Source organism: Acidiphilium sp. PM (assembly GCF_000219295.1).
GTDB lineage: Bacteria > Pseudomonadota > Alphaproteobacteria > Acetobacterales > Acetobacteraceae > Acidiphilium > Acidiphilium multivorum.
The window spans coordinates 1-19,907 of record NZ_AFPR01000467.1 but is presented as its reverse complement, the minus strand read 5'-3'; the positions used below and the strand labels follow the sequence as shown (position 1 = coordinate 19,907).

At 67.7% G+C, this 19,907-nt stretch carries 21 protein-coding genes; 10 read left to right on the top strand and 11 right to left on the bottom strand.

The window, feature by feature from the left end:
• The 3 genes from APM_RS14425 to APM_RS14415 all read left to right on the top strand — a co-directional run.
• On the top strand, positions 1–980 hold a 980-nt coding region (locus APM_RS14425; RefSeq protein WP_007424111.1), incomplete at its 5' end, for a protein-disulfide reductase DsbD.
• Positions 977–1,474 (top strand): hypothetical protein, encoded by a 498-nt coding sequence (locus APM_RS14420; protein WP_007424110.1) that lies wholly within the window; start codon positions 977–979, stop codon positions 1,472–1,474. The genes APM_RS14425 and APM_RS14420, both read left to right, overlap by 4 nt.
• A 36-nt stretch (positions 1,475–1,510) precedes the next feature.
• Positions 1,511–2,137 carry a c-type cytochrome gene (locus APM_RS14415; RefSeq protein WP_231844440.1) on the top strand — a complete coding sequence of 209 codons (627 nt, stop codon included), beginning with the start codon at positions 1,511–1,513 and terminating at the stop codon, positions 2,135–2,137.
• A 21-nt stretch (positions 2,138–2,158) separates the two neighbouring features.
• On the opposite strand, the gene APM_RS14410 is transcribed toward APM_RS14415, so the two are convergent.
• Positions 2,159–3,361, bottom strand: coding sequence for an ABC transporter substrate-binding protein (locus tag APM_RS14410; RefSeq protein WP_240314201.1), 1,203 nt, complete (start codon positions 3,359–3,361; stop codon positions 2,159–2,161).
• Between the two features lie 126 nt (positions 3,362–3,487).
• Here APM_RS14410 and APM_RS14405 point away from each other — a divergent pair, with 126 nt between their 5' ends.
• Together APM_RS14405 and APM_RS14400 are read left to right on the top strand one after the other, a co-directional pair.
• Complete coding sequence (locus tag APM_RS14405) at positions 3,488–4,489, top strand: NAD(P)H-quinone oxidoreductase (protein WP_007424107.1); 1,002 nt, start codon at positions 3,488–3,490, stop codon at positions 4,487–4,489.
• Between the two features lie 319 nt (positions 4,490–4,808).
• On the top strand, positions 4,809–6,053 hold the full coding sequence (locus APM_RS14400; RefSeq protein WP_241763169.1) for a hypothetical protein: 1,245 nt from the start codon (positions 4,809–4,811) through the stop codon (positions 6,051–6,053).
• A gap of 142 nt (positions 6,054–6,195) precedes the next feature.
• On the opposite strand, the gene APM_RS14395 is transcribed toward APM_RS14400, so the two are convergent.
• From APM_RS14395 to APM_RS14375, 5 genes are read right to left on the bottom strand one after another with little or no spacing between them, the layout of a single operon-like run.
• Positions 6,196–6,981 (bottom strand): ABC transporter ATP-binding protein, encoded by a 786-nt coding sequence (locus APM_RS14395; protein ID WP_007424105.1) that lies wholly within the window; start codon positions 6,979–6,981, stop codon positions 6,196–6,198.
• Positions 6,978–7,760 carry an ABC transporter permease gene (locus APM_RS14390; protein ID WP_007424104.1) on the bottom strand — a complete coding sequence of 261 codons (783 nt, stop codon included), beginning with the start codon at positions 7,758–7,760 and terminating at the stop codon, positions 6,978–6,980. The genes APM_RS14395 and APM_RS14390 overlap by 4 nt, the downstream gene beginning before the upstream one ends.
• An 8-nt stretch (positions 7,761–7,768) precedes the next feature.
• Entirely contained in the window at positions 7,769–8,842 is a 1,074-nt protein-coding gene (gene alr / locus APM_RS14385) for an alanine racemase (protein WP_007424103.1), read from the bottom strand.
• Entirely contained in the window at positions 8,839–9,648 is an 810-nt protein-coding gene (locus APM_RS14380) for an EcsC family protein (RefSeq protein ID WP_007424102.1), read from the bottom strand. The genes alr and APM_RS14380 overlap by 4 nt, the downstream gene beginning before the upstream one ends.
• Before the next feature lie 29 nt (positions 9,649–9,677).
• Complete coding sequence (locus APM_RS14375; protein ID WP_007424101.1) at positions 9,678–11,162, bottom strand: replicative DNA helicase; 1,485 nt, start codon at positions 11,160–11,162, stop codon at positions 9,678–9,680.
• Positions 11,163–11,733: 571 nt separating this feature from the next.
• On the opposite strand from APM_RS14375, the gene APM_RS14370 reads away from it, so the two are divergent.
• Together APM_RS14370 and APM_RS14365 are read left to right on the top strand one after the other, a co-directional pair.
• Positions 11,734–12,258, top strand: a complete 525-nt coding sequence (locus APM_RS14370; RefSeq protein WP_233489917.1) for a hypothetical protein — start codon at positions 11,734–11,736, stop codon at positions 12,256–12,258.
• An 80-nt stretch (positions 12,259–12,338) separates the two neighbouring features.
• Positions 12,339–12,782, top strand: coding sequence for a DUF1810 domain-containing protein (locus APM_RS14365; RefSeq protein WP_007424099.1), 444 nt, complete (start codon positions 12,339–12,341; stop codon positions 12,780–12,782).
• Here APM_RS14365 and APM_RS14360 read toward each other — a convergent pair.
• From APM_RS14360 to APM_RS14350, 3 genes are all read right to left on the bottom strand, one after another.
• Positions 12,772–13,203 (bottom strand): RbsD/FucU family protein, encoded by a 432-nt coding sequence (locus APM_RS14360; protein ID WP_007424098.1) that lies wholly within the window; start codon positions 13,201–13,203, stop codon positions 12,772–12,774. The two genes, APM_RS14365 and APM_RS14360, sit on opposite strands and share 11 nt — an antisense overlap.
• Positions 13,204–13,213: 10 nt before the next feature.
• Positions 13,214–14,116 (bottom strand): ribokinase, encoded by a 903-nt coding sequence (locus tag APM_RS14355; RefSeq protein ID WP_007424097.1) that lies wholly within the window; start codon positions 14,114–14,116, stop codon positions 13,214–13,216.
• A 128-nt stretch (positions 14,117–14,244) separates the two neighbouring features.
• Positions 14,245–15,564, bottom strand: coding sequence for an ammonium transporter (locus tag APM_RS14350; protein WP_007424096.1), 1,320 nt, complete (start codon positions 15,562–15,564; stop codon positions 14,245–14,247).
• 308 nt (positions 15,565–15,872) lie between these two features.
• Between APM_RS14350 and APM_RS14345 the strand changes: the two genes are divergently transcribed.
• Complete coding sequence (locus APM_RS14345; RefSeq protein WP_007424095.1) at positions 15,873–16,319, top strand: hypothetical protein; 447 nt, start codon at positions 15,873–15,875, stop codon at positions 16,317–16,319.
• 18 nt (positions 16,320–16,337) lie between these two features.
• On the opposite strand, the gene APM_RS14340 is transcribed toward APM_RS14345, so the two are convergent.
• Positions 16,338–16,775, bottom strand: coding sequence for a CBS domain-containing protein (locus APM_RS14340; protein WP_012040382.1), 438 nt, complete (start codon positions 16,773–16,775; stop codon positions 16,338–16,340).
• A 102-nt stretch (positions 16,776–16,877) separates the two neighbouring features.
• Positions 16,878–17,774 (bottom strand): pyridoxal kinase, encoded by an 897-nt coding sequence (gene pdxY / locus APM_RS14335; RefSeq protein ID WP_050807205.1) that lies wholly within the window; start codon positions 17,772–17,774, stop codon positions 16,878–16,880.
• Between the two features lie 63 nt (positions 17,775–17,837).
• Here pdxY and APM_RS14330 point away from each other — a divergent pair, with 63 nt between their 5' ends.
• Complete coding sequence (locus APM_RS14330; RefSeq protein WP_035186025.1) at positions 17,838–18,920, top strand: NADH:flavin oxidoreductase/NADH oxidase; 1,083 nt, start codon at positions 17,838–17,840, stop codon at positions 18,918–18,920.
• 149 nt (positions 18,921–19,069) lie between these two features.
• Positions 19,070–19,765: a transcriptional repressor LexA gene (gene lexA / locus APM_RS14325; RefSeq protein WP_007424091.1), complete on the top strand. Its 696-nt coding sequence runs from the start codon at positions 19,070–19,072 to the stop codon at positions 19,763–19,765.
• Positions 19,766–19,907: the final 142 nt, after the last annotated feature.

Here is a 19,907-nt window from a genome sequence, read left to right as displayed (position 1 = left end):
CGCTGGGCTGGGGCTTCCAGTTCCAGTCGCCGGTCTTCATCGCCGTGATGGCCTGGCTCGTCTTCGCCATCGGGCTCAATTTCGCCGGCCTGTTCGAGATCTCCGGACTCGAGAATCTCGGTGCCGGCCTGGCCCGCCATGGCGGCGTGCTCGGCAGTTTCGCAACCGGGCTGCTCGCCGTCGCGGTGGCCACGCCGTGCACGGCGCCGTTCATGGGCGGTGCGCTCGCGGCGGCACTTGCCGCCCCCGTCACGCTCGGGCTGAGCATATTCGCTTCCCTCGGCCTCGGCATCGGCCTGCCCTTCGTGGCGCTGGCCGCGGTCCCCGCGGTCGGCCGTATTCTCCCGCGGCCCGGACCGTGGATGGTGATCCTGCGGCAGATCCTTGCGTTCCCGATGTTCGGCACCGCCGTCTGGCTGCTCTGGGTGATGTCGGTCGAGGCCGGATCGTCGGGCGTGCTGATCGTCGGCGCCGGCGCGCTGCTCATCGGCTTCGCTCTCTGGCTGCTACGCTTTCCGGGCATTCTCCTCCGTGGGCTCGCGGTTCTCGCAGTGATCGGGGCGGTGCTGCTCCTGCCCCGGGTCGTCCCCGCCGATGCAACAGGTCCCGCCGCGCTCCCCGGCGCACTGCCCCGCAGCGCGGTGCCCTATTCCCCGTCGAAGCTCGCGGCGCTGCGCAAGGACGGCCATGCCGTGTTCGTCGACATGACGGCCGCCTGGTGCATCACCTGCCAGGTGAACGAGCGGGTGGCACTGGCGCCGCGCGCGATGCAGCGCCTTTTCGCGGCACGGCACGTGACGCTCATGGTCGGCGACTGGACCCGGCGCGATCCCGCGATCACCCGCTTCCTTGCCGCGCATGGGCGGGATGGCGTGCCGATCTATGTCTATTACCCGCCCGGACATGCCGCACCGGTGGTTCTGCCGCAGGTGCTCACGCCGTCGATCGTCCGGGCCACGATCGCGGGCGCGCGCTCGTGATCCGCCTGCGCCGTGTCGCGCAGGGGGCGATGCTGGCGGCAATGCTGGTCGGGGTCGCGATGGGGGCCGTTGCGGACGTCCGGCCTGCCCGCGTCTCGCCGGCCGGCGCCTGGGCCGGGCAGTATCATTGCGCGCAGGGCGCCACGGCGCTCGATCTCACCATCACCCCGGCCGGGCGCGGCCGGGTCCGGGCGCTGTTCTTCTTCCACGCGCTGGCGGGCAATCCGCATGTCCCGCCGGGCTGCTTCACGATGGCCGGACGCTACGACGCCGCCGCCCGCAGCATCGCGTTGGAGCCGACGATATGGCTGCTGCGCCCGGCGCATTTCGTCTGGGTCGGGCTGCGTGGCACGCTCGGCGGCGCGGGCGGGTCTATGGCCGGCCGGATCGACGGGCCGGGCTGCACGGATTTCTCCCTGGTCCGCGTTGACAGGACGGTGAGTGCCCGCGTCCCGGCCGCCTGCCGTATGGAACGCGGCGCGCCGACGGTCTAAGAGCGTTCTATATCGGTATTTCAGGACGGGGTGGACATGATGCGAAACAGTGGCGTGCTGGCGGTTGTGGCGATTTTGGCCGGGATCGGCGTGGCGCAGGCGGCCCCGCCGCCACAGGCAGCGCAATGCGCGGGGTGCCATGGCCAGAACGGCATGGGCAATCCGGCCGCCGGGTTTCCGGCGCTCGCCGGCCAGCCGGTGAAATATCTCGAGCAGCAGCTTTACGCCTTCAAGCATGGCACGCGACGCAACGGCATGATGAGCAGCTTCGCCGGCGGGCTGAACGCGTCTGAGCGCAAGGCGATCGCCGAATATTACCACGGCCTGCCGGTGGTCGCTCCGGCCTCGCTACCCGCCGCCCCGAAGGACAATGTCGGCGAGACGCTGGCGATCCACGGTGTCGGCGCGGGCACCGACCACGCGATTCCGGCCTGCGACTCGTGCCACGGCGCCGGCGGGCGCGGCATGGAGCCGGAATTCCCGCGGCTCGCCGGCCAGCCGGCGAACTATCTCGAGGCGCAGCTGCTGGCCTGGCAGAAAGGCGCGCGCAACGAGAGCAACCTGCACCTGATGCAGAAGATCGCCGACATGCTGAGTCCGTCGCAGATCAAGGCGGTGGCCGCCTATTTCGCGGCCCAGCCGCCCGCCGCGCCGGGGCAGTGATCGCCGGGCGCCGCGCGGCCTTCAGAGGGTGAGGGCGGGTTTCGCGGCGCCGGGGATTTTCGGGTCGATGGTGATGAGGGCGCCGTCCCGCCATTGCTGGAGGGTGACGAAACTTTCCCGGTTCTGGCCCGTGGTGTCGAAGCGGACGCCCCAGCCATTCGCCAGGCTGCCGCGCGGGCGGCTGATGGCGGTGAGCGATGCCGGCAGCGGCTTGCCGGTGCGCAGCGCGTCCAGCGCCAGCGTGGTGCCGACATGGGTGGTAAGGCTCGCCCCGCCGCGCGGTGGGGCGGCATAGCGCCGCTGATAGGCTGCCGCGATCGATGCCGAGTCCTCTCCGTAAAGCGGGTTGCCGATCACCATCGTATTGTCGAGCGCGGGGCCCAGCGCCGCGCCCGTCTCGGCGAGGCCATAGCCAGGCCCGGCCCCGATGATCATCCGGGGCCGCCAGCCGGCCTCCTGCATGGCCTGGTAGAGCAGCAGCACATGCGCGGTGCGCCCGGCATGGATCAGCAGTTCGATGCCGGCGCGCCGCATCCGCGCGACTTCCTCGTCGAAATCCGCCGCTTCGGTGGCGTAGGCCATGCTGAGCACGACCGGTAGCCCGGCTCGCCGGCAGGCCGCGAGCATCGCGCCGGCGAAGGAGCCGTCCGTGGCGCCGATATCGAACAGGAGGGCAAGGCGCAGGCGTTCGGCGCCGGTCTTCCAGCCAGGGATCAGCAGCGTGGTGATGGCCGATTCGGCGGCACTGGCGAAATCCGTCGTTGTCGTGCAGATGCGGCTCAGGATCTTGAAATCGCGGCGGGTGATGCCGTCGGCCGGCGCGTCGAGCTCGACATAGGGAATGCCGGCGAGTTCGGCGGCGGCGGTCGCGGCGAAGGCGGCTGTCGATGACTGGCTGCCGAGAATCATGGCGATATCGGACGCCTTGCCGGCCTTGCGGATCATGCCGCGGATGGCCGCGTCGGGGTTTGCCGCATCGGCGCGGAGGACTTCAATGTCGGCGTCGATCCCGGCTCGCGCCGCATCGATCGCGAGTTCGACGCCGCGCCAGGCTTCGTCGCCGAGAAGCGTCTGGGCACCGGTCTCGGGAAACAGCGTCCCGATCAGCAGGCGCTTGCGTTGCTTTTTCGCGGCGTGAATCGACGCAGGCCGGGCGCCGCGGATCGATAGTCCGGCAGCGCCGAGGCCCCCGATGAAGGCGCGACGGGGCAGCAATCTCTTCACGGACGGGCGGAGCGTGGCGGTTGCTCGTTCATGGATCATATATATAGGTGAAGGAAGTGTGCGGATAGGCGCCGGAATTGTCGCGCCACGGGTCCATGGCCGCGCGGACAAGATGAGGAGACGCAGATGAGCCTGCCAGACAGCATGAAGCATGTGACGTTCGACCGCCCCGGTGGGCCGGAAGTGATGCATGTCGTGACCGGTCCGGTTCCGGAGCCTCGTGATGATGAGGTGCTGATCCGGGTGGAGGCTGCCGGCGTAAACCGGCCTGACGTGCAGCAGCGCAAGGGGGCGTATCCGCCGCCGCCGGGTGCAAGCCCGATTCTTGGCCTGGAGGCGGCGGGAACCGTGGTGGCATGCGGCGCCGCGGTTCACAATTGGCGGATGGGTGACCGCGTGACCGCACTCTGCAATGGCGGTGCCTACGCCGAGTATGTCGCGGTGCCGGCGGCGCAGTGCCTGCCGTGGCCTGCCGGCTTCGGCGCGATCGAGGCAGCTTCGTTGCCGGAGACGTATTTTACCGTCTGGGCCAATCTGTTTGATCTTGGTCGCCTGGCGCCCGGCGACTCCGTTCTCGTTCATGGCGGGACGTCCGGAATCGGCGTCGCCGCGCTCCAGATGGCCCATGCTCATGGCGCGAGCGTCTACGCCACCGCGGGCTCGGCTGCGAAGTGCAACGCTTGCCTCGAACTTGGCGCGACCGCTGCTATCAATTACCGTGAGCGGGATTTCCTTCATGAGATCAAGGCACTGACGGCCGGCAACGGGGTCGACGTGGTGCTCGACATGGTTGGAGCGCCCTACACCCAGCAGAATCTGCGTGCCTTGAGGCGTGGCGGGCGGCTGATCCAGATTGCCTTCATGGGAGGCAGCATCGCCAGCAATCTCGATCTCTTGCCGATCATGATCAACCGGCTGACCGTCACCGGATCGACGATGCGGCCTCGCAGCACTGCCGAGAAGGGGGGCATTGCTGCGGCATTGCGGGAACGCGCATGGCCTTGGCTCGAATCGGGGAAAATTCGCCCGGTGATTGCCGAAGCCTTGCCCTGGGGAGATGTTGTCCGCGCACATCGCTTGATGGAAGAGAGCGGACATATCGGGAAGATTATTCTTTCTTTCGAATAAAGATACTCCCATGCTCCTACGGTCCATAACGAACGTGTCTAATATGAAATTATGACACGCGTAGAGATCTAAAATTCTCCATATGATACGAAATCGAACTTTCCAGAAATGATAACGGAAAGTTTTTATTTTAAACTCAAATTTTTAGAAATTGCCTAAAATTTTCGTCTAATATGTTAGTTAAATCTAAAAACAATTGTTTTGAAAAAGGCAAAGTTTCTCTTGCCTGCCACGCCAGTTCAGGATAATTGAGAATCATTCATGTAAGGGTTTTTCAGGAGTTTACGGTATGAGTTCATATATTACAGTCATAGGTGGCGTGAACAATTCCGCCACTCATGTCAGCGGAATTGTTCAGGTTCCCGCAAGCGGATTGAGCGGCACGAGCTTGGCGTCCCTTCAGTCGATCGTTGATGTGGTCAACGCGGCCGTTGCTAACGGCCAGTCGTCTATGGTCAACTTCGATGCGATTGCCGGGAAAACTGCAACGTTTGCCGGTTCCAGTTCTTCTGGTGGGATCTATGAGATCACCAACACGGACAGCACTGGCGCGTCGGCTGCCGGCACCGCGAACAATATCGGCGTTACAGTTCCGTCAAGCGCCAATGAGGTTGTCGTTCAGGTTCCGGGCACTGTTTCGGTTGCCGGTAACGGGTATACGTCAACCTATCTGATCGGTTCACAGAGCAATGCCGTCATCTCGACCAATGGTAGGGCGGCGCCATCCGGCAATTCGGGTTCGAACCCCAATCAGATTTACGATCTGGGGGGCAACACGACCATTTACGCGGGTGGCGATAATCAGGCCACGCTGAGCGGTGGCCTTGACCGCTTCAAGGTGCTGACCGGAAACGATACGGTTCTGGCCACCGGATCAGCCTCGGTTCAGGCGGGCGTTCCCACCGGCTACGCCGGCACGCTGGATTTTATCAACTCCAGTTCGGCGCAGGCAACGGTGCTTGGCGGCCACGGTTCGGTGACCGCGTTCGGCGGCAATGCCGGTGGCCTGCTCTACGGCGGCACAGGCGGCAACAACTCGTTGATCGGCGGCAATGGCGGCGTTTCGCTGGTGGGTGCGGGCAACAACGATTACCTCCTCGCCGGTGGTGGGGGAGCTACTACTTCCGCGCTCAATAACGATCTGTTTGCTGGACCGGGCAACGAAACCCTGATGGCGAGCTCCGTCACGCAAAACAACCTTTTCGCTGCGGGTTCGGGGACCGACATCATTTCGTCCGCCGGTTCCGGCAGTCAGGCGTTCTTCGCGGCAACCGGCTCGGCGACGATGTATGGTTCGACCGTTTCTGGCGCCACCAACACCTACTTCTTCTCGTCCTCGCTGCAGGGCGGCGGCGGCAACGACGTGCTTGAGAACTTCAATTCGAAGACCGACAACATTGTCATTCTCAGCGGTGTCAACATTGTAAGTGTCACTGGTGCGAACAACGGCAACTACCCCACCGGTGCCGCGCTCGTCACCCTCTCGGACAATACGCAGATCACCATGGTTGGCTACAATGCCAGCAACCTGCAGAAATTTGTTGGAGGCTCGATTATCACCTGACGTCTATTTTGGACGGGACATTTGAGCCAGCCCCGGGCCTTGTGCCCGGGGCTTTTTAGTTGCCGAGCGGCAAGTTCAATAACGGCGATATCACCTGGCAATGTCATGTCGTGACGCCGCTGGCAGGGTACGCCGATTGATGTCAGCGGCGCAGGGCCATCCGGATCGGCCCTTCGCGGCGGCCGTGGGTGAACTGATCCACCATGTCGTTGCCGCTGTTCATGACCGTGGCGGCATCGCCTTCCCACACGATCTTGCCGTCCTGCAACATGGCGATCCGGTCGCCGATACGCTGGGCACTCGCCATGTCGTGCGTGATGGTGATGGATGTCGAACCGAGGCGCTTCACGCAATCGACGATCAACCCATCGATCACGGCACCCATGATGGGGTCGAGCCCCGTCGTCGGTTCGTCGAAGAACATGATCGACGGTTCGGCGGCAATCGCCCGCGCCAGGCCAACGCGTTTCTGCATGCCACCGGAGAGCTCGGCCGGCGACAACTCGCCGACGCTGGCATCAAGGCCGACCTGAGCGAGCACACGGGCTGCGACCGTGCGCGCCTCGGCGCGGGTAACGCGGCCGCGTGCCAGCAGCCCGAACGCGACGTTTTCCCAGACTGGCCGGCTGTCGAACAGCGCGCCGTTCTGGAACAGCATCCCGATCTGGTCGCGCAGCGCGCGGGCGCGCGCCGGCCGCGCGGTGATCAGGTTTTCCCCATCGATCCAGATTTCGCCCTCATCCGGCGGGATCAGGCCGAGAATGCATTTCAGCAGCACCGACTTGCCGGTGCCCGACCCGCCGATGACGACGGTGCTCGTCTTCGGCATCACGTCGAGATCGACACCGTCGAGCACCCGCTTCGCGCCGAAGCTCTTGCGCAGCCCGCGGATGCGGATCTTCGGCTCGATGGTCCCGCCGCCGCTCACGAGAAGAACGCCTGGGTCATCAGATAGTCCAGTGCCAGGATCAGCACCGAGGCGGAGACCACCGCCGCCGTGGTCGCACCGCCAACGCCCTGCGCGCCGCCGCGCGAGCGGTAGCCGTGAAAACACCCCATCAACGCGATCACGAAGCCGAACACCGCCGCCTTCACAAGCCCGGAGACGACATCGTTGCTGTGCAGGTAGTTCACGGTGTCGCGCAGATAGGCGTTGGGCTCGAAGCCGAGCCTGACGGTGGAGACCAGGAAGCCGCCGGCCACGCCGAGAATGTCGGCGATCACCACCAGCAGCGGCAGGGCGATCACCCCGGCGAGCAGGCGCGGGGTGACGAGATAGCGCATCGGATCGGTGGCGAGTGTGGTCAGCGCGTCGATCTGGTCGGTCACCCGCATCGTGCCCATTTCCGCGGCAATCGCCGAGCCCGCCCGCCCCGCGACCATCAGGCCGGCCAGCACCGGGCCGAGCTCGCGGGTGAGCGACAGCACCACCACGCTCGCGATCACGCTCGAACTGTCGAACCGGGAAAAGCCGACATAGCTCTGCAGCGCCAGCACCATGCCGGTGAACACGGCGGTGAGGGCGACGACCGGCAGGCTCGAATAGCCGATTTCCATCAGCGCGCGGCCGAAATTGCGCAGATGGAAGGGCGGGCGCACCAGGCCGGACAGGCCGGCGGCGGCGAAGAGCGCAAGTTCGCCGAGCATGATCACGAAGCCGAGCGCAAGGCGGCCGAGAGCGGCAATCGGGTCGAGCACGAGATTCATGCGCCGGATTATACCGATTTCACGACCCGCCGATAGCGCGGGCCGAGCGAGGTCAGAATCTCGTAACCGATCGTGCCGGCCTCGGCGGCGATGGCATCGATGTCATGGCCCGGGCCGATCAGCTCGATGACGTCGCCGGGCGCGATGTCGGGATGATCGGTGACGTCGAACGTCGTCAGGTCCATCGACAGCCTGCCCGCGACCGGGATGATCTTCCCCTGCCAGCGCGCCGTCAGCCGGTTCGACAGCGACCGCGGCAACCCATCGGCATAGCCGACGCCGATCGTCGCGATACGCGAGGGCCGCGCCGCCCGCCAGGTGCCGTTGTAGCCGACGGTCTCGCCCGAAGCGATCGCGCGGATCTGCAGGATGGGGGCGGCGAGGGCGATGGCCGGGCGCATCGGATTCGCCGCCGTCGGTGTCGGGTTGCCGCCATAGAGCGCATAGCCCGGCCGCGCGAGGTCGGAGCCGAACCCAGGGCCGAGAAACAGGCCCGAGGAGTTGGCAAGGCTGGTCCGCAGCCAGGGGAACCGCGCGGCGAAAGCGGCGAAACGCTCGCGCTGCGCGGCATTCGCCGACGCATCCGGCTCCTCCGCGGCGACCAGATGCGTCATCACATGCGTCAGGCCCAGCCCGTCGAGAAGAGTCGGATGGGCGATGAGATGGGCCGCCTCGTCACGATCGAGGCCGAGCCGGTTCATCCCGGTATCGAGATGCAGGAACGAAGGCGGCGCCTCGTCATCGCCAGCGGCGCCGCGCCAGCGCGCGCAGGCCGCGAGCGAGCCCAGAACCGGCCTCAGCTCCCGCGCGCGCATCGTTTCCTCCTCGCCGGGCGGGCAGCCATTGAGCACGCCGATCCGCGCCGCCGGCAACAGGGCGCGCAGGGAAAGGGCCTCATCCAGCGTGGCGACGAAAAAGCTGCGGCAGCCGGCAGCGGCGAGGGCAGGGGCGATCAGCGCCGCGCCGAGTCCGTAGGCATCCGCCTTCACCACGCCGGCGACCTCCCCCGCATGGCGGGCGGCCAGCGCCTGCCAGTTGGCGGCGACGGCGCCGGGGTCGATGGTCAGGGTCGGGTGGTTCATGCGGCGTTGCGGAACAGTTGCCGGCGCTCCCGCAGGCGGGCGACATGCGCATCGAAACAGGCGCGCACCCGCTCGGGATCGTGCCGGCGCTCAAGGTCGCGAATGGTGAAGTGAACCTGGGCCATGGTCTGGAAATGGCTCATGAACAGGTAATTGGCGCCTGCCCCCGACAAGGCGCCGACCAGCGGCACGAGGGCCGCCATCGCCTGTTCGGACAGCATGACGGAAAAGCGCGCGGCGACCGTGCGCAGGAACAGCGAAAGCGGCGCATGGGTCAGCGCGCCGCGCACCGCCCAGTAGCTCGCCTCGACCTCGCCTTCCTCGTCGCGGATCGTGCCGAAGCCGAACACTTCGAGGCAGGCGCGCCGGGTTTCGAACGCGTCGATGTCCTCGCCATGGCTGCGGGCGATCTCGGCGATGGCGCGGAACATCATCGCCATGGTGAACGGAATGTCGGCCAGCGAGAGCGGGCCGCCGGCGAGGCCCGAGATCGCCCCGCTCGCCGCGACGGCGCCGCGATAGACCCGTTCGGAGGCCGGCCCCGCGCGGCGCGGCGCAAGTCCGGCGCGCGAGACGTCGAGCAGCGACCACAGAGCTTCGGAGGCGTAGTCCTCGATCGCCCGGCGGCTGTTCGGCAGGAACAGGTTCAGCGCGCGTTCCGCCGCGCCCACGGTGCCGCGGCCGATCCGGCTCAGCAGGCGGGCGAACAGCCCGTGCGCCGCGACATAGCGCTCCGCCGCCTGCGCGATCCGCGCAAGGTCGGCCTCGGGCAGGCCGGCGCAGGCATTGCCGCCTGATGTCGCCATCGCGCGCACTCCTTCCGTTCGCTCACCGGTCATTCATGTTGGGTGTCGAGGTCGGCAAATCGAGTGAATTCGGCCTCGAAGAACAGGTCGATCTTGCCGGTCGGGCCGTGGCGCTGCTTGGCGAGGATCAGCTCGGCGCGGTTGTGCACATGCTCCATGTCCTGCTGCCATTTGGCCAGCGCGTCCTGGAACTTGTCCTCCGAATCATACGCCATCTGCTTGGGCATCCGGGCCTGGAGGTAGTATTCGTCGCGATAGACGAACATCACCGCGTCGGCGTCCTGCTCGATCGTGCCGGACTCGCGAAGGTCGGAGAGCTGCGGGCGCTTGTCCTCGCGGGATTCCACGGCGCGGGAGAGCTGCGAGAGTGCGATGACCGGGACCGAGAGTTCCTTGGCGATGGCCTTCAGCCCCTGGGTGATCTGGCTGATTTCCAGCACGCGGTTGTCCGGCCTTGTGCCGGCGGCGGGGCGCATGAGCTGGAGATAGTCGACCACGATGAGCGCGAGGCCGCGCGTTCGCCGCAGCCGGCGGCAGCGGGTGCGCAGCGCGGAGAGGGTGATCGCCGGCGTGTCGTCGATGATCAGCGGCAGCCGGGCGATGCGGCGCGACACCGCGACGAAATTGTCGAAATCCTTCTGCCCGATCTCGCCGCGGCGGATGCGGTCGGAGGAGACGCGCGCCTCCTCGGCGAGAAGGCGGGTGGCGAGCTGCTCGGCGCTCATTTCAAGCGAGAAGACCGCGACGCACTGCTTTGCCTCGGCGTTCGGGTTCTCGGCGCGGGCCTCGTTGAGCAGGGCCTGGGCGGCGCCGAAGGCGATCTTCGTCGCGAGCGCCGTCTTGCCCATGCCGGGGCGGCCGGCGAGGATCAGCAGGTCCGACGGGTGCAACCCGCCGGTCCGGGCGTCGAGATCGGTGAGGCCCGTGGTCAGGCCCGAGACCTTGCCATCGCGCTCGAAGGCCTTGGCGGCGGTGTCGATCGCCATCGCCAGCGCGGTCTCGAAGGTCATCGCGGCGCCCTCGCTGCCGCCCTTGGTGGCGAGATCGAACAGCGCCTGCTCCGCCGCCTCGATCTGTGCGGTGCCGTCGAGCTCGGGATCCGACCCGAAGCCGCGATTGACCGTGAGCTCGCCCAGCTCGATCAGCTGCCGGCGGATCCAGGCATCGTAGATGATCCGGCCGTAATCGCCGGCATTGATGATCCCGACCATCGCGGTGAGCAACTGGCCGAGATAGGCCGCGCCGCCGACATCGTCGAGCAGGCCGGAATGTTCGAAGGTCGCGCGCAGCGTGACTGGGTCGGCGACCTGCCCGGCCTCGATCCGCCGGGCGATCGCCTCGTAGATCCGCCCATGCACCGCATCGGCGAAATGCTCGGGGGCGAGGAACTCCGAAACCCGCTCATAGGCCTTGTTGTTGGCCAGCAGGGCGCCGAGCAGGGCCTGTTCGGCCTCGAGATTGGCGGGCGGCAGTCTTGGGGAGACGGTGAGAAGCGCGGACTCGGTCATATCCATGACACGCTACTAGCGCGGCCGATGGATGCAGGACAGCGCGCCCGCCGCGCGACGGGGCTGTGGATAAGGTGGATAAGGTGGATAAGTCGCGGGCATGCACGGCATGAGGCCGTATCGCCGGTGGACGTGGGCCTGGCTGGAAATCAGCCCGGCGGCGTCACCACCACGAGCCTGGCAGCGGCCGGTTCAATGCAGCGACAAGGCATGTACGCCCCCGGTCCGTCCGCATGCGAACCGAGTTCGCCATCGCCGGGCGAGATGACGGTCCACACATGACCCGATTGGCCATCACCTCCAAGGGGGCTGGCCGTTCCCCGTTCTGCTGACCTAGTTTCCTCTTACCGAAACCCGCAGCATTTCAGAGGACAGATGAACGTCCCTGGTCGCGAAGTCGATCTTGAGGCAACCCGGCGGCGCATGTCGGGGGCGAACCGGCAGCGACGGTCGGCGGGGCGGGCCAGTTTGTCCATCGATCGTTCAGAAAGGAAAGACCATGTCTGCCATTGAGCCGCCCATCACGATCCGCGAAGCGGTTGGCGTCTTCACTGAACGAGATGCGTTCCAGGCCGCCGTGGACGATCTGCTGATGGCAGGTTTCGACCGTGCCGATATCAGCCTTCTGGCCTCCGAGGCCTCGGTATTCGAAACACCCCGGACCGAACGGCGGAACATTGCCGGTCTGGAGGATGATCCCAAAACACCGCGCGGAGACTACGTCTCGCCGGAATCCGTCGGAGATGCGGAAGGCGCGCTGATCGGCGGGCTGCTCTATGTCGGCGCGGTCGTTGCGGCGGTGCCGATCGTTGCCGCGGGCGGTGAGCTGGCAGCGGCGGTCATCGCCTCCGCGATCGGTGGCGGAACCGGCGGGCTGATCGGCGGTGTGCTCGCCAAATTCGTCGGCGACAGCCGAGCCAGGCGGCTGCAGGACCAGCTGGAACAAGGCGGCCTTCTGCTCTGGGTCCGGACATGGACGCCCGAGCAGGAGCGCCGCGCCCTGGACATTCTGACCCGGCATGGCGCCCGAGACGCGCATGTTCACGCACTTCCGGGGCTGTCGCACGGCGAAGGCGCGGAGCTCGGCGGCGGCAATGCCTGATACCCGCGGGCGCCGCGCGCGGCTGGGGCGCCGGATTTCGGCCGGGCGCGAGCCATCCGTCCTGCGGCAGGGTCGGCTCGATGCCCGGTGACGATCCCCATGATCTCGCCCGCTTCGTCGATGCCCAGGCGCCGGTGATCGGGCAGGTTTTCGCCGAACTCGCGGCCGGGCGGAAACGAACGCACTGGATGTGGTTCGTCTTTCCCCAGTTGCGCGGGCTCGGCCGCTCGCTGGCGGCGGCGCATTACGGCATCGGCTCGATGGCGGAAGCCCGCGCCTACATGGCGCATCCGCTGCTTGGCGCCCGCCTGCGCGAGGCCGCCGCGCTCGTGCTGGCGGCCAAAGCCGATTCGCCGGAGGCGATCTTCGGCCCGATCGATGCGCTGAAGTTCCGCTCTTCGATGAGCCTGTTCGCGCTGGCGTGCGGCGACGAAATCTGCCAGGCGAATCTCGACCGCTGGTACGACGGACAGCCCGATCCCGAGACGGTTCGGCGGCTTGGGGCGGCGCCGTTCAGGTCCTGATCACGCCCTTGGTCGCAATCACGTTGGCATAGAGCCGCCGGTCGCCGGTCTGGACGATCACGAAACTGTCCCGCGCGGCGGCGTAGAAGCCATGGCGATCCAGTGTGCCCATCCGTTCGGCGCCCACCCCGGCCCCGGCCGCGATCTGCCGGAACTCCGCCACCGCCGGAGGCACGGCCGCCGCGTCGCCGACGACCTGCATGGTCAGCAGCGGCAAGGGGATGAAATCATCGACCGGCAGGACGCTCAGCACCGCCCGGAACACCGTCCCGGCCTCGAGGCCCGGCATGGCGACCAGGCGCCTCGCACAGGTGGCGGCGGGAAAATTCGCGTCGACGATGGCGATCGTGTCGCCATGGCCCATCGCCCGCAACGCATGCAGAAGATCGGCGGTGAGGATGGGATCGATACCGTGCAGCATGGGCGCTCCTTCATGTGTCGCGGGTCAGTAGGTCGAGAATGGCCTGGCGGGTCGGCAGGGAGGGCTGCGCGCCGGTCCGTGTCGCGGCGAGCGCGCCGGCCGCATTGCCGAAACGGACAGCCTCCTCGATCGAGCCGCCCGCCTCGAGCGAGGCAGCCAGCGCGCCGGCGAAGGCGTCGCCGCAGGCGGTGGTATCGACCACCGGAACCCGATGCGGCTCAACCCGGCTACCCGCCTTGCCCGCGTGCCATACCACGCCAGCGGCGCCGAGGGTGACAATGGCCGCCTGCCGTCCGGCGGCAAGGCGGTGGGCCATCTCGGCCGGTGCGGCATCCGGAGAATCGGCGCCCAGGAGGGCTGCCGCTTCGGTTTCGTTGACCACGAGAATGTCGGTTTCAGCCAGGAGATCGGCCCGCGTGGCCGGATCGAGCCGGTCCACCGGCGAGGCGTTGAGCACCGTCCGCCCGCCGGCGGCCCTCATTCGTCGCGCCGCCGCCAGAACGGTTTCCACGGGCACCTCCAGCTGGGCCAGCAGCAGCCCTGCCGGCACCGGATCGGGCAGGCGCTCCGGCCGCAGATCCTGGTTCGCGCCCGGGACGACGACGATGCGGTTCTGCCCGCCTTCCTCCACGGTGATGAGCGCGACCCCGCTCGCCGCGTCGACGCGGCGCAGAAGGGAGAGATCGATGCCTTCCGCGGCGAGCGTCGCGTGGAGGGCATCGCCATGGGCGTCGCGGCCGAGGCAGGTGGCGAAGGCGACCGTTGCGCCCGCCCGCCGCGCGGCGACTGCCTGGTTCGCCCCCTTGCCGCCCGGATAAGTCGCGTAATCGAGGCCCATGACGGTTTCGCCCGCATCCGGGGCGCGCCGTGTCCGCACCACGAGATCCATATTCGCGCTGCCGACGACGAGCATGGGCTCCGTTCCTCCGTATCGCACCGGAATCCCGCGGCGGCGGGTTCGACCCGACTTCTGCGGGCTTCGGCGCCGCAAGTCAAAATGCCGGATGCCGGCGCGGCGCCGCCTTCCCGGCGGGCGGGGTGTCAGGCGATCGATTCTCCGTGCAGCACCTCATCCAGGCCCTGCCGTTCCTCGTCACGGGTCACACGCAGGCCGACCAGGCGCTGCGTGGCGAACAGGATGCCGGCGGTGACGACGCCGCAATAGATCATCGTCGCCGCCACGCCGAGCGCCTGGATCGCCAGCTGGTGCAGTCCGGGTTCGACCGCGCCGCCCGAAAGCGGGCCGAAGGCGAGCACGCCGGTGGCCAGCGTGCCGAGAATGCCCGCGACACCATGCACACCGAAAGCATCGAGCGAATCATCGTAGCGAAGGCGGATTTTCACGACGGTGACGGCCCAGAAACAGACCACGCCAGCCGCAAGCCCGAGCAGCAGTGCCGGGCCGGGAAGCAGGAAGCCCGCCGCCGGGGTGATGGCCACAAGGCCGGCCACGGCACCGGAAATCGCGCCCAGCACCGTGGGACGGCCGAGATGCGCCCATTCGACCGCGGTCCAGGACAGGGTCGCTCCCGCCGCGGCCATCTGGGTGACCAGCACTGCCATGCCGGCATTCGGATTGGCGCCGCCGGCGCCGCCGGAATTGAAGCCCAGCCAGCCGACCCACAACAGCGAGGCGCCCATCACCGCATAGGACAGGTTCCAGGGCATCATGTTGTCCTGTCCGAAACCGAGGCGGCGGCCGAGATAGAGCGCGCAGACGAGGCCGGCAATGCCGGAATTCACCTCGACGACCGTGCCGCCCGCGTAGTCGGCGATGCCGAGCCGGTAGAGCCAGCCTGCGGGACTCCAGACCCAGTGGGCGATTGGCGCGTAAACCAGCAGCGACCATGCGGCCATCACGATCAGCAGGGCGGAAAACTTCATCCGCTCGGCGAAGCTGCCGGTGATCACGGCCGGGGTGATGATCGCGAAGGTGAGCTGGAACATGACGAACACGCTCTCCGGCACCCGCAGATGCACGGCGTCGGGTAGCCCCGTGCCGAGGGTGAAGGGCAGGTTCCAGTCACGCGCCAGGTTTTCCAGCAGGACATCGCCCAGCCCGCCGACGAAGCCGTTGCCGTTGGAAAAGGCCAGGCTGTAGCCGACCACGAGCCACAGGACGGAAACGACCGCGCAGATGACGACGCTCTGCATCATGATCGAAAGCACGTTCTTCTTGCGGACCATGCCGCCGTAGAACAGCACGAGGCCGGGAATGGTCATCAGCAGCACCAGGACCGAACTGACCAACATCCAGGCAGTATCGCCCGCGCTCAAACCCGATTCTGCCGCTTTTGCAGGCAAACAGATGCCGGCAAGCGGGAGCGAGAGGGCTCCCACCGTCCATAAACGTCGCGTCATGGCGACCCGCTCCTTCTTGTTCCGCCCGTTATCCGATGCGGCTGATCCGTGTGACATCGGGCAGTTAGCAGGAATTGTGCCAAAACCTCGGGCGCTGGCCGGGCCGTCAGGCAGGATCGGGGATGAACTTCCATAAGCACGTCATTCCGGCACATGGCCGGTGGCGATCGCCCTTCGCGACCTCGTTGCAGCCTGTCCTGGATTACGCCGAAATCATCGTCCGGACTCGGCCCGAACCTTGTTTCGCCACGATTCCGCGCTGTAGGGTCCGACAGCCGGAAACGCTCCGGCGCGGGAAGGAGCATTCAATGACGGATTGGAAGCGCAGGCGGCGGCAAGCGACCACGCTGGGGCTGATTGCGGCAATGACGGTGACGCTGGCCGGGTGCGGCGCGGATGCCGGCAATCGCATGAGCGGCGGGGCTGCCGGCGGGGCCGCCACGGGCGCGACCTTCGGCCTGATCGGCGGGCCGATCGGCGTTCTCGTCGGCGGTGCCGTTGGAGGCGGCATTGGCGCTCTCACCGCCGCGAACACGACGCCGAAGCAGGTGAATCTCGGCAATCCGCCCTGGGCCGGCGGCGCGGCGGCGCCGACCACGAACGAAGCCGGGCCAGGGCCGGCCAATGCGGCACCGCAGCAACTGGCGCCGGCGCCTATGTCTTCCTCTCGTGGCTACACGAGCGGTACGGGAAGCGATACCGGCTATGGCGGGAACAGCAGCGTTCAGGCGCAGCCGCTCGCCCCGCCGGGCTGACCTCGCGCGGCCGCGCGGTCAGGCGCTGCCGTTGACGTATTCCCGCAGGCTGCGCACTTCGTGCGTCTGCGTCTCGATCAGCGACTTCACCACGTCGCCGATACTGACGACACCGACCAGCTTGCCCCCGTCGACGATGGGCAGATGGCGGAAACGCCCGTCGGTCATCAGGTTTTCCGCCTCGAAAACCGTGGTCGACGGCGTCGCCGTGGTGGGGGCGCGGGTCATCAGCTGGCTCGCCTCCATCTCCAGCGTCGCGGCGCCGTTCGCCGCCAGGCTTCTGACCACGTCGCGCTCCGAGAGAATCCCGAGCAGGTCGCTGTTCGGCGACTGCACGACCACAGCGCCGATGCGCTTCTCCGCCAGCACGACGACCACCTCGCGGATACGCGCCTCAGGCGGCACCGAGATCAGCGCGGTGGGTTTCCGTTTCAGTATCGCAGCCATCGTTGTCATCGCAAACCTCCCGAGGACGCCCTCGCCGCACGACGGCGCGGCGGACAGGCTCATTCCAGACCAGACTATGTCGGCGGTTTCGCCCAGATCAACACAAATGGTTCATCTCGCCGGATTTTCATCATCCCGTGCGGCGCGTCCGGCCGCAACCCACGCCTCCTGAGCCGCGACGATGGCGAGTTCGTCCGTTCCGAGGGCGGCGGTGATGCGGAGCAGTTCCGTCGTTGCTGCCGCGGCGGCGGTCAGGGCCGCGTCAAGCCGACGCGACGGCAGGTAATGGGCCATGAACAGGGCGGCGAAGGCATCGCCTGCGCCGGAGAACCGCCCGGCGAGGCGGGGCACGGAGATCTGCCGGCGCCCATCCGGGTCGATGGCGAGGATGTCGAGCATGCCGGGCGCCGTATCCGCGCCGGCGAAACCGGTCAGGACGACCAGCCTCGTGCCAAGCGCCTCCATGGCGGCGAAGGCGCTGGACCTGTCCGTGGGGGTGGTGCCGGCAAGAATGCCGAGCTCGAAGGCGTTCGGCAGCGCGATATCGGCGCGCGGCACCAGGGTTTCGCGGATCGCGGCGATCAGCGGCGGCGGCACGTAGGCGCGCCCGTCATCGCCGATGACCGGATCGCAGACATAGAGCGCCGCCGGATTCGCCGCCCGCGCCCGGCTGACGGCCTCGCCCACCACGGGAACCGCGGCCGCGGCGCCGAGATATCCGGACAGCACCGCCTCGCACCGCGCGAAGGCGCCGCGCGCGGCGAGCCCGTCCAGCAGGGCGGCAAGCCGCGCCGGCTTCACCGGGCCACCCTCGGCGCCGCCATGGCCGGGATGATGCGACAGCAGGACCGTCGGCAGCGGCCAGACCTCGTGGCCATGCCGCGCCAGGATGAAGGCCGCGCCGGCATTGCCGACCGCGCCGTTGAGCACCTGTGACTGGATCGAGAGAATCGCCATGGCCCGGTTTGGCGGCAGGGCGCGCGGCCTGGCAAGGGCCGACGGTTGCATGCCCGCCTTCCCTGCGCCATCTCACCGGGCAAACGTCTTCATTCATTGTCGAAAGGTCTTGCCGTGGCGCGTATTCCCAAGCTTTTTCAGCCGGTCAGCTTCCGCAGCGTCGAGGCGCGCAACCGCATCGTTGTCTCGCCGATGTGCCAGTACAGCGCGATCGACGGCCTCGGGCAGGACTGGCACATCCAGAATCTCGGCGCCAAGGCGATGGGCGGCGCCGGCATCGTCTTCACCGAGGCGACGCATGTCTCGCCCGCGGCGCGGATCACCGCCCATTGCCTCGGCCTCTGGAATGACGGGCACGAGGCATTCATGAAGCGCCTCGTCGCGCTGATCGAATACGGCGGCGCGGTGCCGGCGATCCAGATCGCCCATGCCGGCCGCAAGGCAAGCCAGACCCAGCCCTGGAAGGGCGACGGGTTCGTGGCGCCCGATGCGGCGGATGGCTGGCTGCCGGTGGCGCCGAGTCCGCTGCCCTTCGCGCCTGATCGCCCCGCTCCGCACGAACTCACCGCCGGCGAGATCGCCGCCATCGTGGGCGATTTCGCCGCGACCACGGCCCGCGCCCGCAGCGCCGGGTTCCGCATCGTCGAGCTTCACGCGGCGCATGGCTATCTGCTGCACCAGTTCCTCTCGCCGGTCAGCAATCATCGCACCGACGCCTATGGCGGCGATCTCGCCAACCGCGCGCGGATCGTGATGGAGGCGATCGACGCTATGCGGGCGGAATGGCCGGACGACCTGCCCTTCTTCGTGCGCCTGTCCTGCACCGACTGGATCGAGGGCGGTTTCGACGCCGACCAGGCGGTGACGCTGTGCCGCTGGCTCGCCGCCCGCGGCGATGTCGACCTGATCGACAGTTCGACCGGCGGAATTTCGCCGCAGCAGAGGATTCCCTCGATCCACCCCGGCTACCAGGTGCCGTTCGCCGAGCGCATCCGCCGCGAGGCCGGGATCGCGACCGGCGCGGTCGGCATGATCCGCGAGCCCGAGCTTGCGGCCGAGATCGTCGCCAACGAGCGGGCGGATCTCGTCTTCCTCGCCCGTGCCCTGCTGGCCGACCCGGCATGGCCGATCCGCGCGGCGCAGCATTTCGGCCTGCCGGTTGATCTCGTGCCGCAATATCAGCGGGCTCTCGTCTGACCTTCGGCCGGGTCGCGCCAGCGTCACGAAGGTCTTGACGCGGCGCGAATCGGCCCTTTAAGAACAGATGTTAGCGTTTTGTTCCCAAAAGCGTCCTGTCGGCCCCGGCCATTGCGGCGCATTCGGGGCAAGAAGCCGGAGAATGCCCGATGCTCACCCGCAAGCAACACGAACTGCTGGTCTATATCGATCAGCATCTGCGCCGGACGGGCTGCTCCCCGAGTTTCGAGGAGATGAAGGAGGCGCTCGACCTCAAGTCGAAATCGGGCATTCACCGGCTGATCGGCGCGCTGGAGGAACGCGGGTTCCTGCGCCGGCACAAGCACCGCGCGCGGGCGCTGGAAGTGCTGCGCCTGCCCTCGGATGCCGCGGCGGACCGGCCGGATACGGGCTTCGCGCCCAATGTGATCCGGGGCGATTTCACCGCCCGCCTGCAGGGCGCGCGCGCGGCCGATCCGGCGGCGGCCATCACCCTGCCGCTGTACGGGCGGATCGCCGCCGGCCAGCCGATCGAGGCGCTGCGCGAGCACCAGGCCGAAATCGAGATTCCCGCCTCGCTCGTGGGTCCGGGCGAGCACTACGCGCTCGAGGTGGCCGGCGATTCGATGGTTGATGCCGGGATCCTCGATGGCGACACCGCCATCATCCGCCGGGGTGAGACCGCCGAGACGGGGCAGATCGTCGTGGCGCTGATCGACGATGTCGAGGTGACGCTCAAGCGGCTGCGCCGGCGCGGCAACTCGACGGCGCTGGAACCGGCCAACCCGCGCTACGAGATCCGCATCTTCCCGGCCGAGCGGGTGAAGGTCCAGGGGCGGCTGGTCGCGCTGTTCCGGCGCTACTGAGCCGGCCCCACCCCCCTTTGACCCGCCGGCCAACCGGGCCGATATTGCGCGCATGAGCGTGTGGGGGAAGATCATCGGCGGCGTCGCGGGGTTCGCCGTCGGCGGGCCGTTCGGCGCCGTGGCCGGCGCCGCGCTGGGCCAT

Bases quoted from the DNA above. Each gene is read 5' to 3' on its own strand.
- APM_RS14375 (WP_007424101.1), bottom strand. From the start codon at position 11,162: ATGGATATGACCGAGTCCGCGCTTCTCACCGTCTCCCCAAGACTGCCG.
- lexA (WP_007424091.1), top strand. From the start codon at position 19,070: ATGCTCACCCGCAAGCAACACGAACTGCTGGTCTATATCGATCAGCAT.
- alr (WP_007424103.1), bottom strand. From the start codon at position 8,842: ATGAACCACCCGACCCTGACCATCGACCCCGGCGCCGTCGCCGCCAAC.
- APM_RS14350 (WP_007424096.1), bottom strand. From the start codon at position 15,564: ATGACGCGACGTTTATGGACGGTGGGAGCCCTCTCGCTCCCGCTTGCC.
- APM_RS14340 (WP_012040382.1), bottom strand. From the start codon at position 16,775: ATGACAACGATGGCTGCGATACTGAAACGGAAACCCACCGCGCTGATC.
- APM_RS14355 (WP_007424097.1), bottom strand. From the start codon at position 14,116: ATGCTCGTCGTCGGCAGCGCGAATATGGATCTCGTGGTGCGGACACGG.
- APM_RS14380 (WP_007424102.1), bottom strand. From the start codon at position 9,648: ATGGCGACATCAGGCGGCAATGCCTGCGCCGGCCTGCCCGAGGCCGAC.
- APM_RS14405 (WP_007424107.1), top strand. From the start codon at position 3,488: ATGAGCCTGCCAGACAGCATGAAGCATGTGACGTTCGACCGCCCCGGT.
- APM_RS14345 (WP_007424095.1), top strand. From the start codon at position 15,873: ATGACGGATTGGAAGCGCAGGCGGCGGCAAGCGACCACGCTGGGGCTG.
- APM_RS14390 (WP_007424104.1), bottom strand. From the start codon at position 7,760: ATGAATCTCGTGCTCGACCCGATTGCCGCTCTCGGCCGCCTTGCGCTC.
- APM_RS14360 (WP_007424098.1), bottom strand. From the start codon at position 13,203: ATGCTGCACGGTATCGATCCCATCCTCACCGCCGATCTTCTGCATGCG.
- APM_RS14365 (WP_007424099.1), top strand. From the start codon at position 12,339: ATGCCCGGTGACGATCCCCATGATCTCGCCCGCTTCGTCGATGCCCAG.
- pdxY (WP_050807205.1), bottom strand. From the start codon at position 17,774: ATGCAACCGTCGGCCCTTGCCAGGCCGCGCGCCCTGCCGCCAAACCGG.
- APM_RS14415 (WP_231844440.1), top strand. From the start codon at position 1,511: ATGATGCGAAACAGTGGCGTGCTGGCGGTTGTGGCGATTTTGGCCGGG.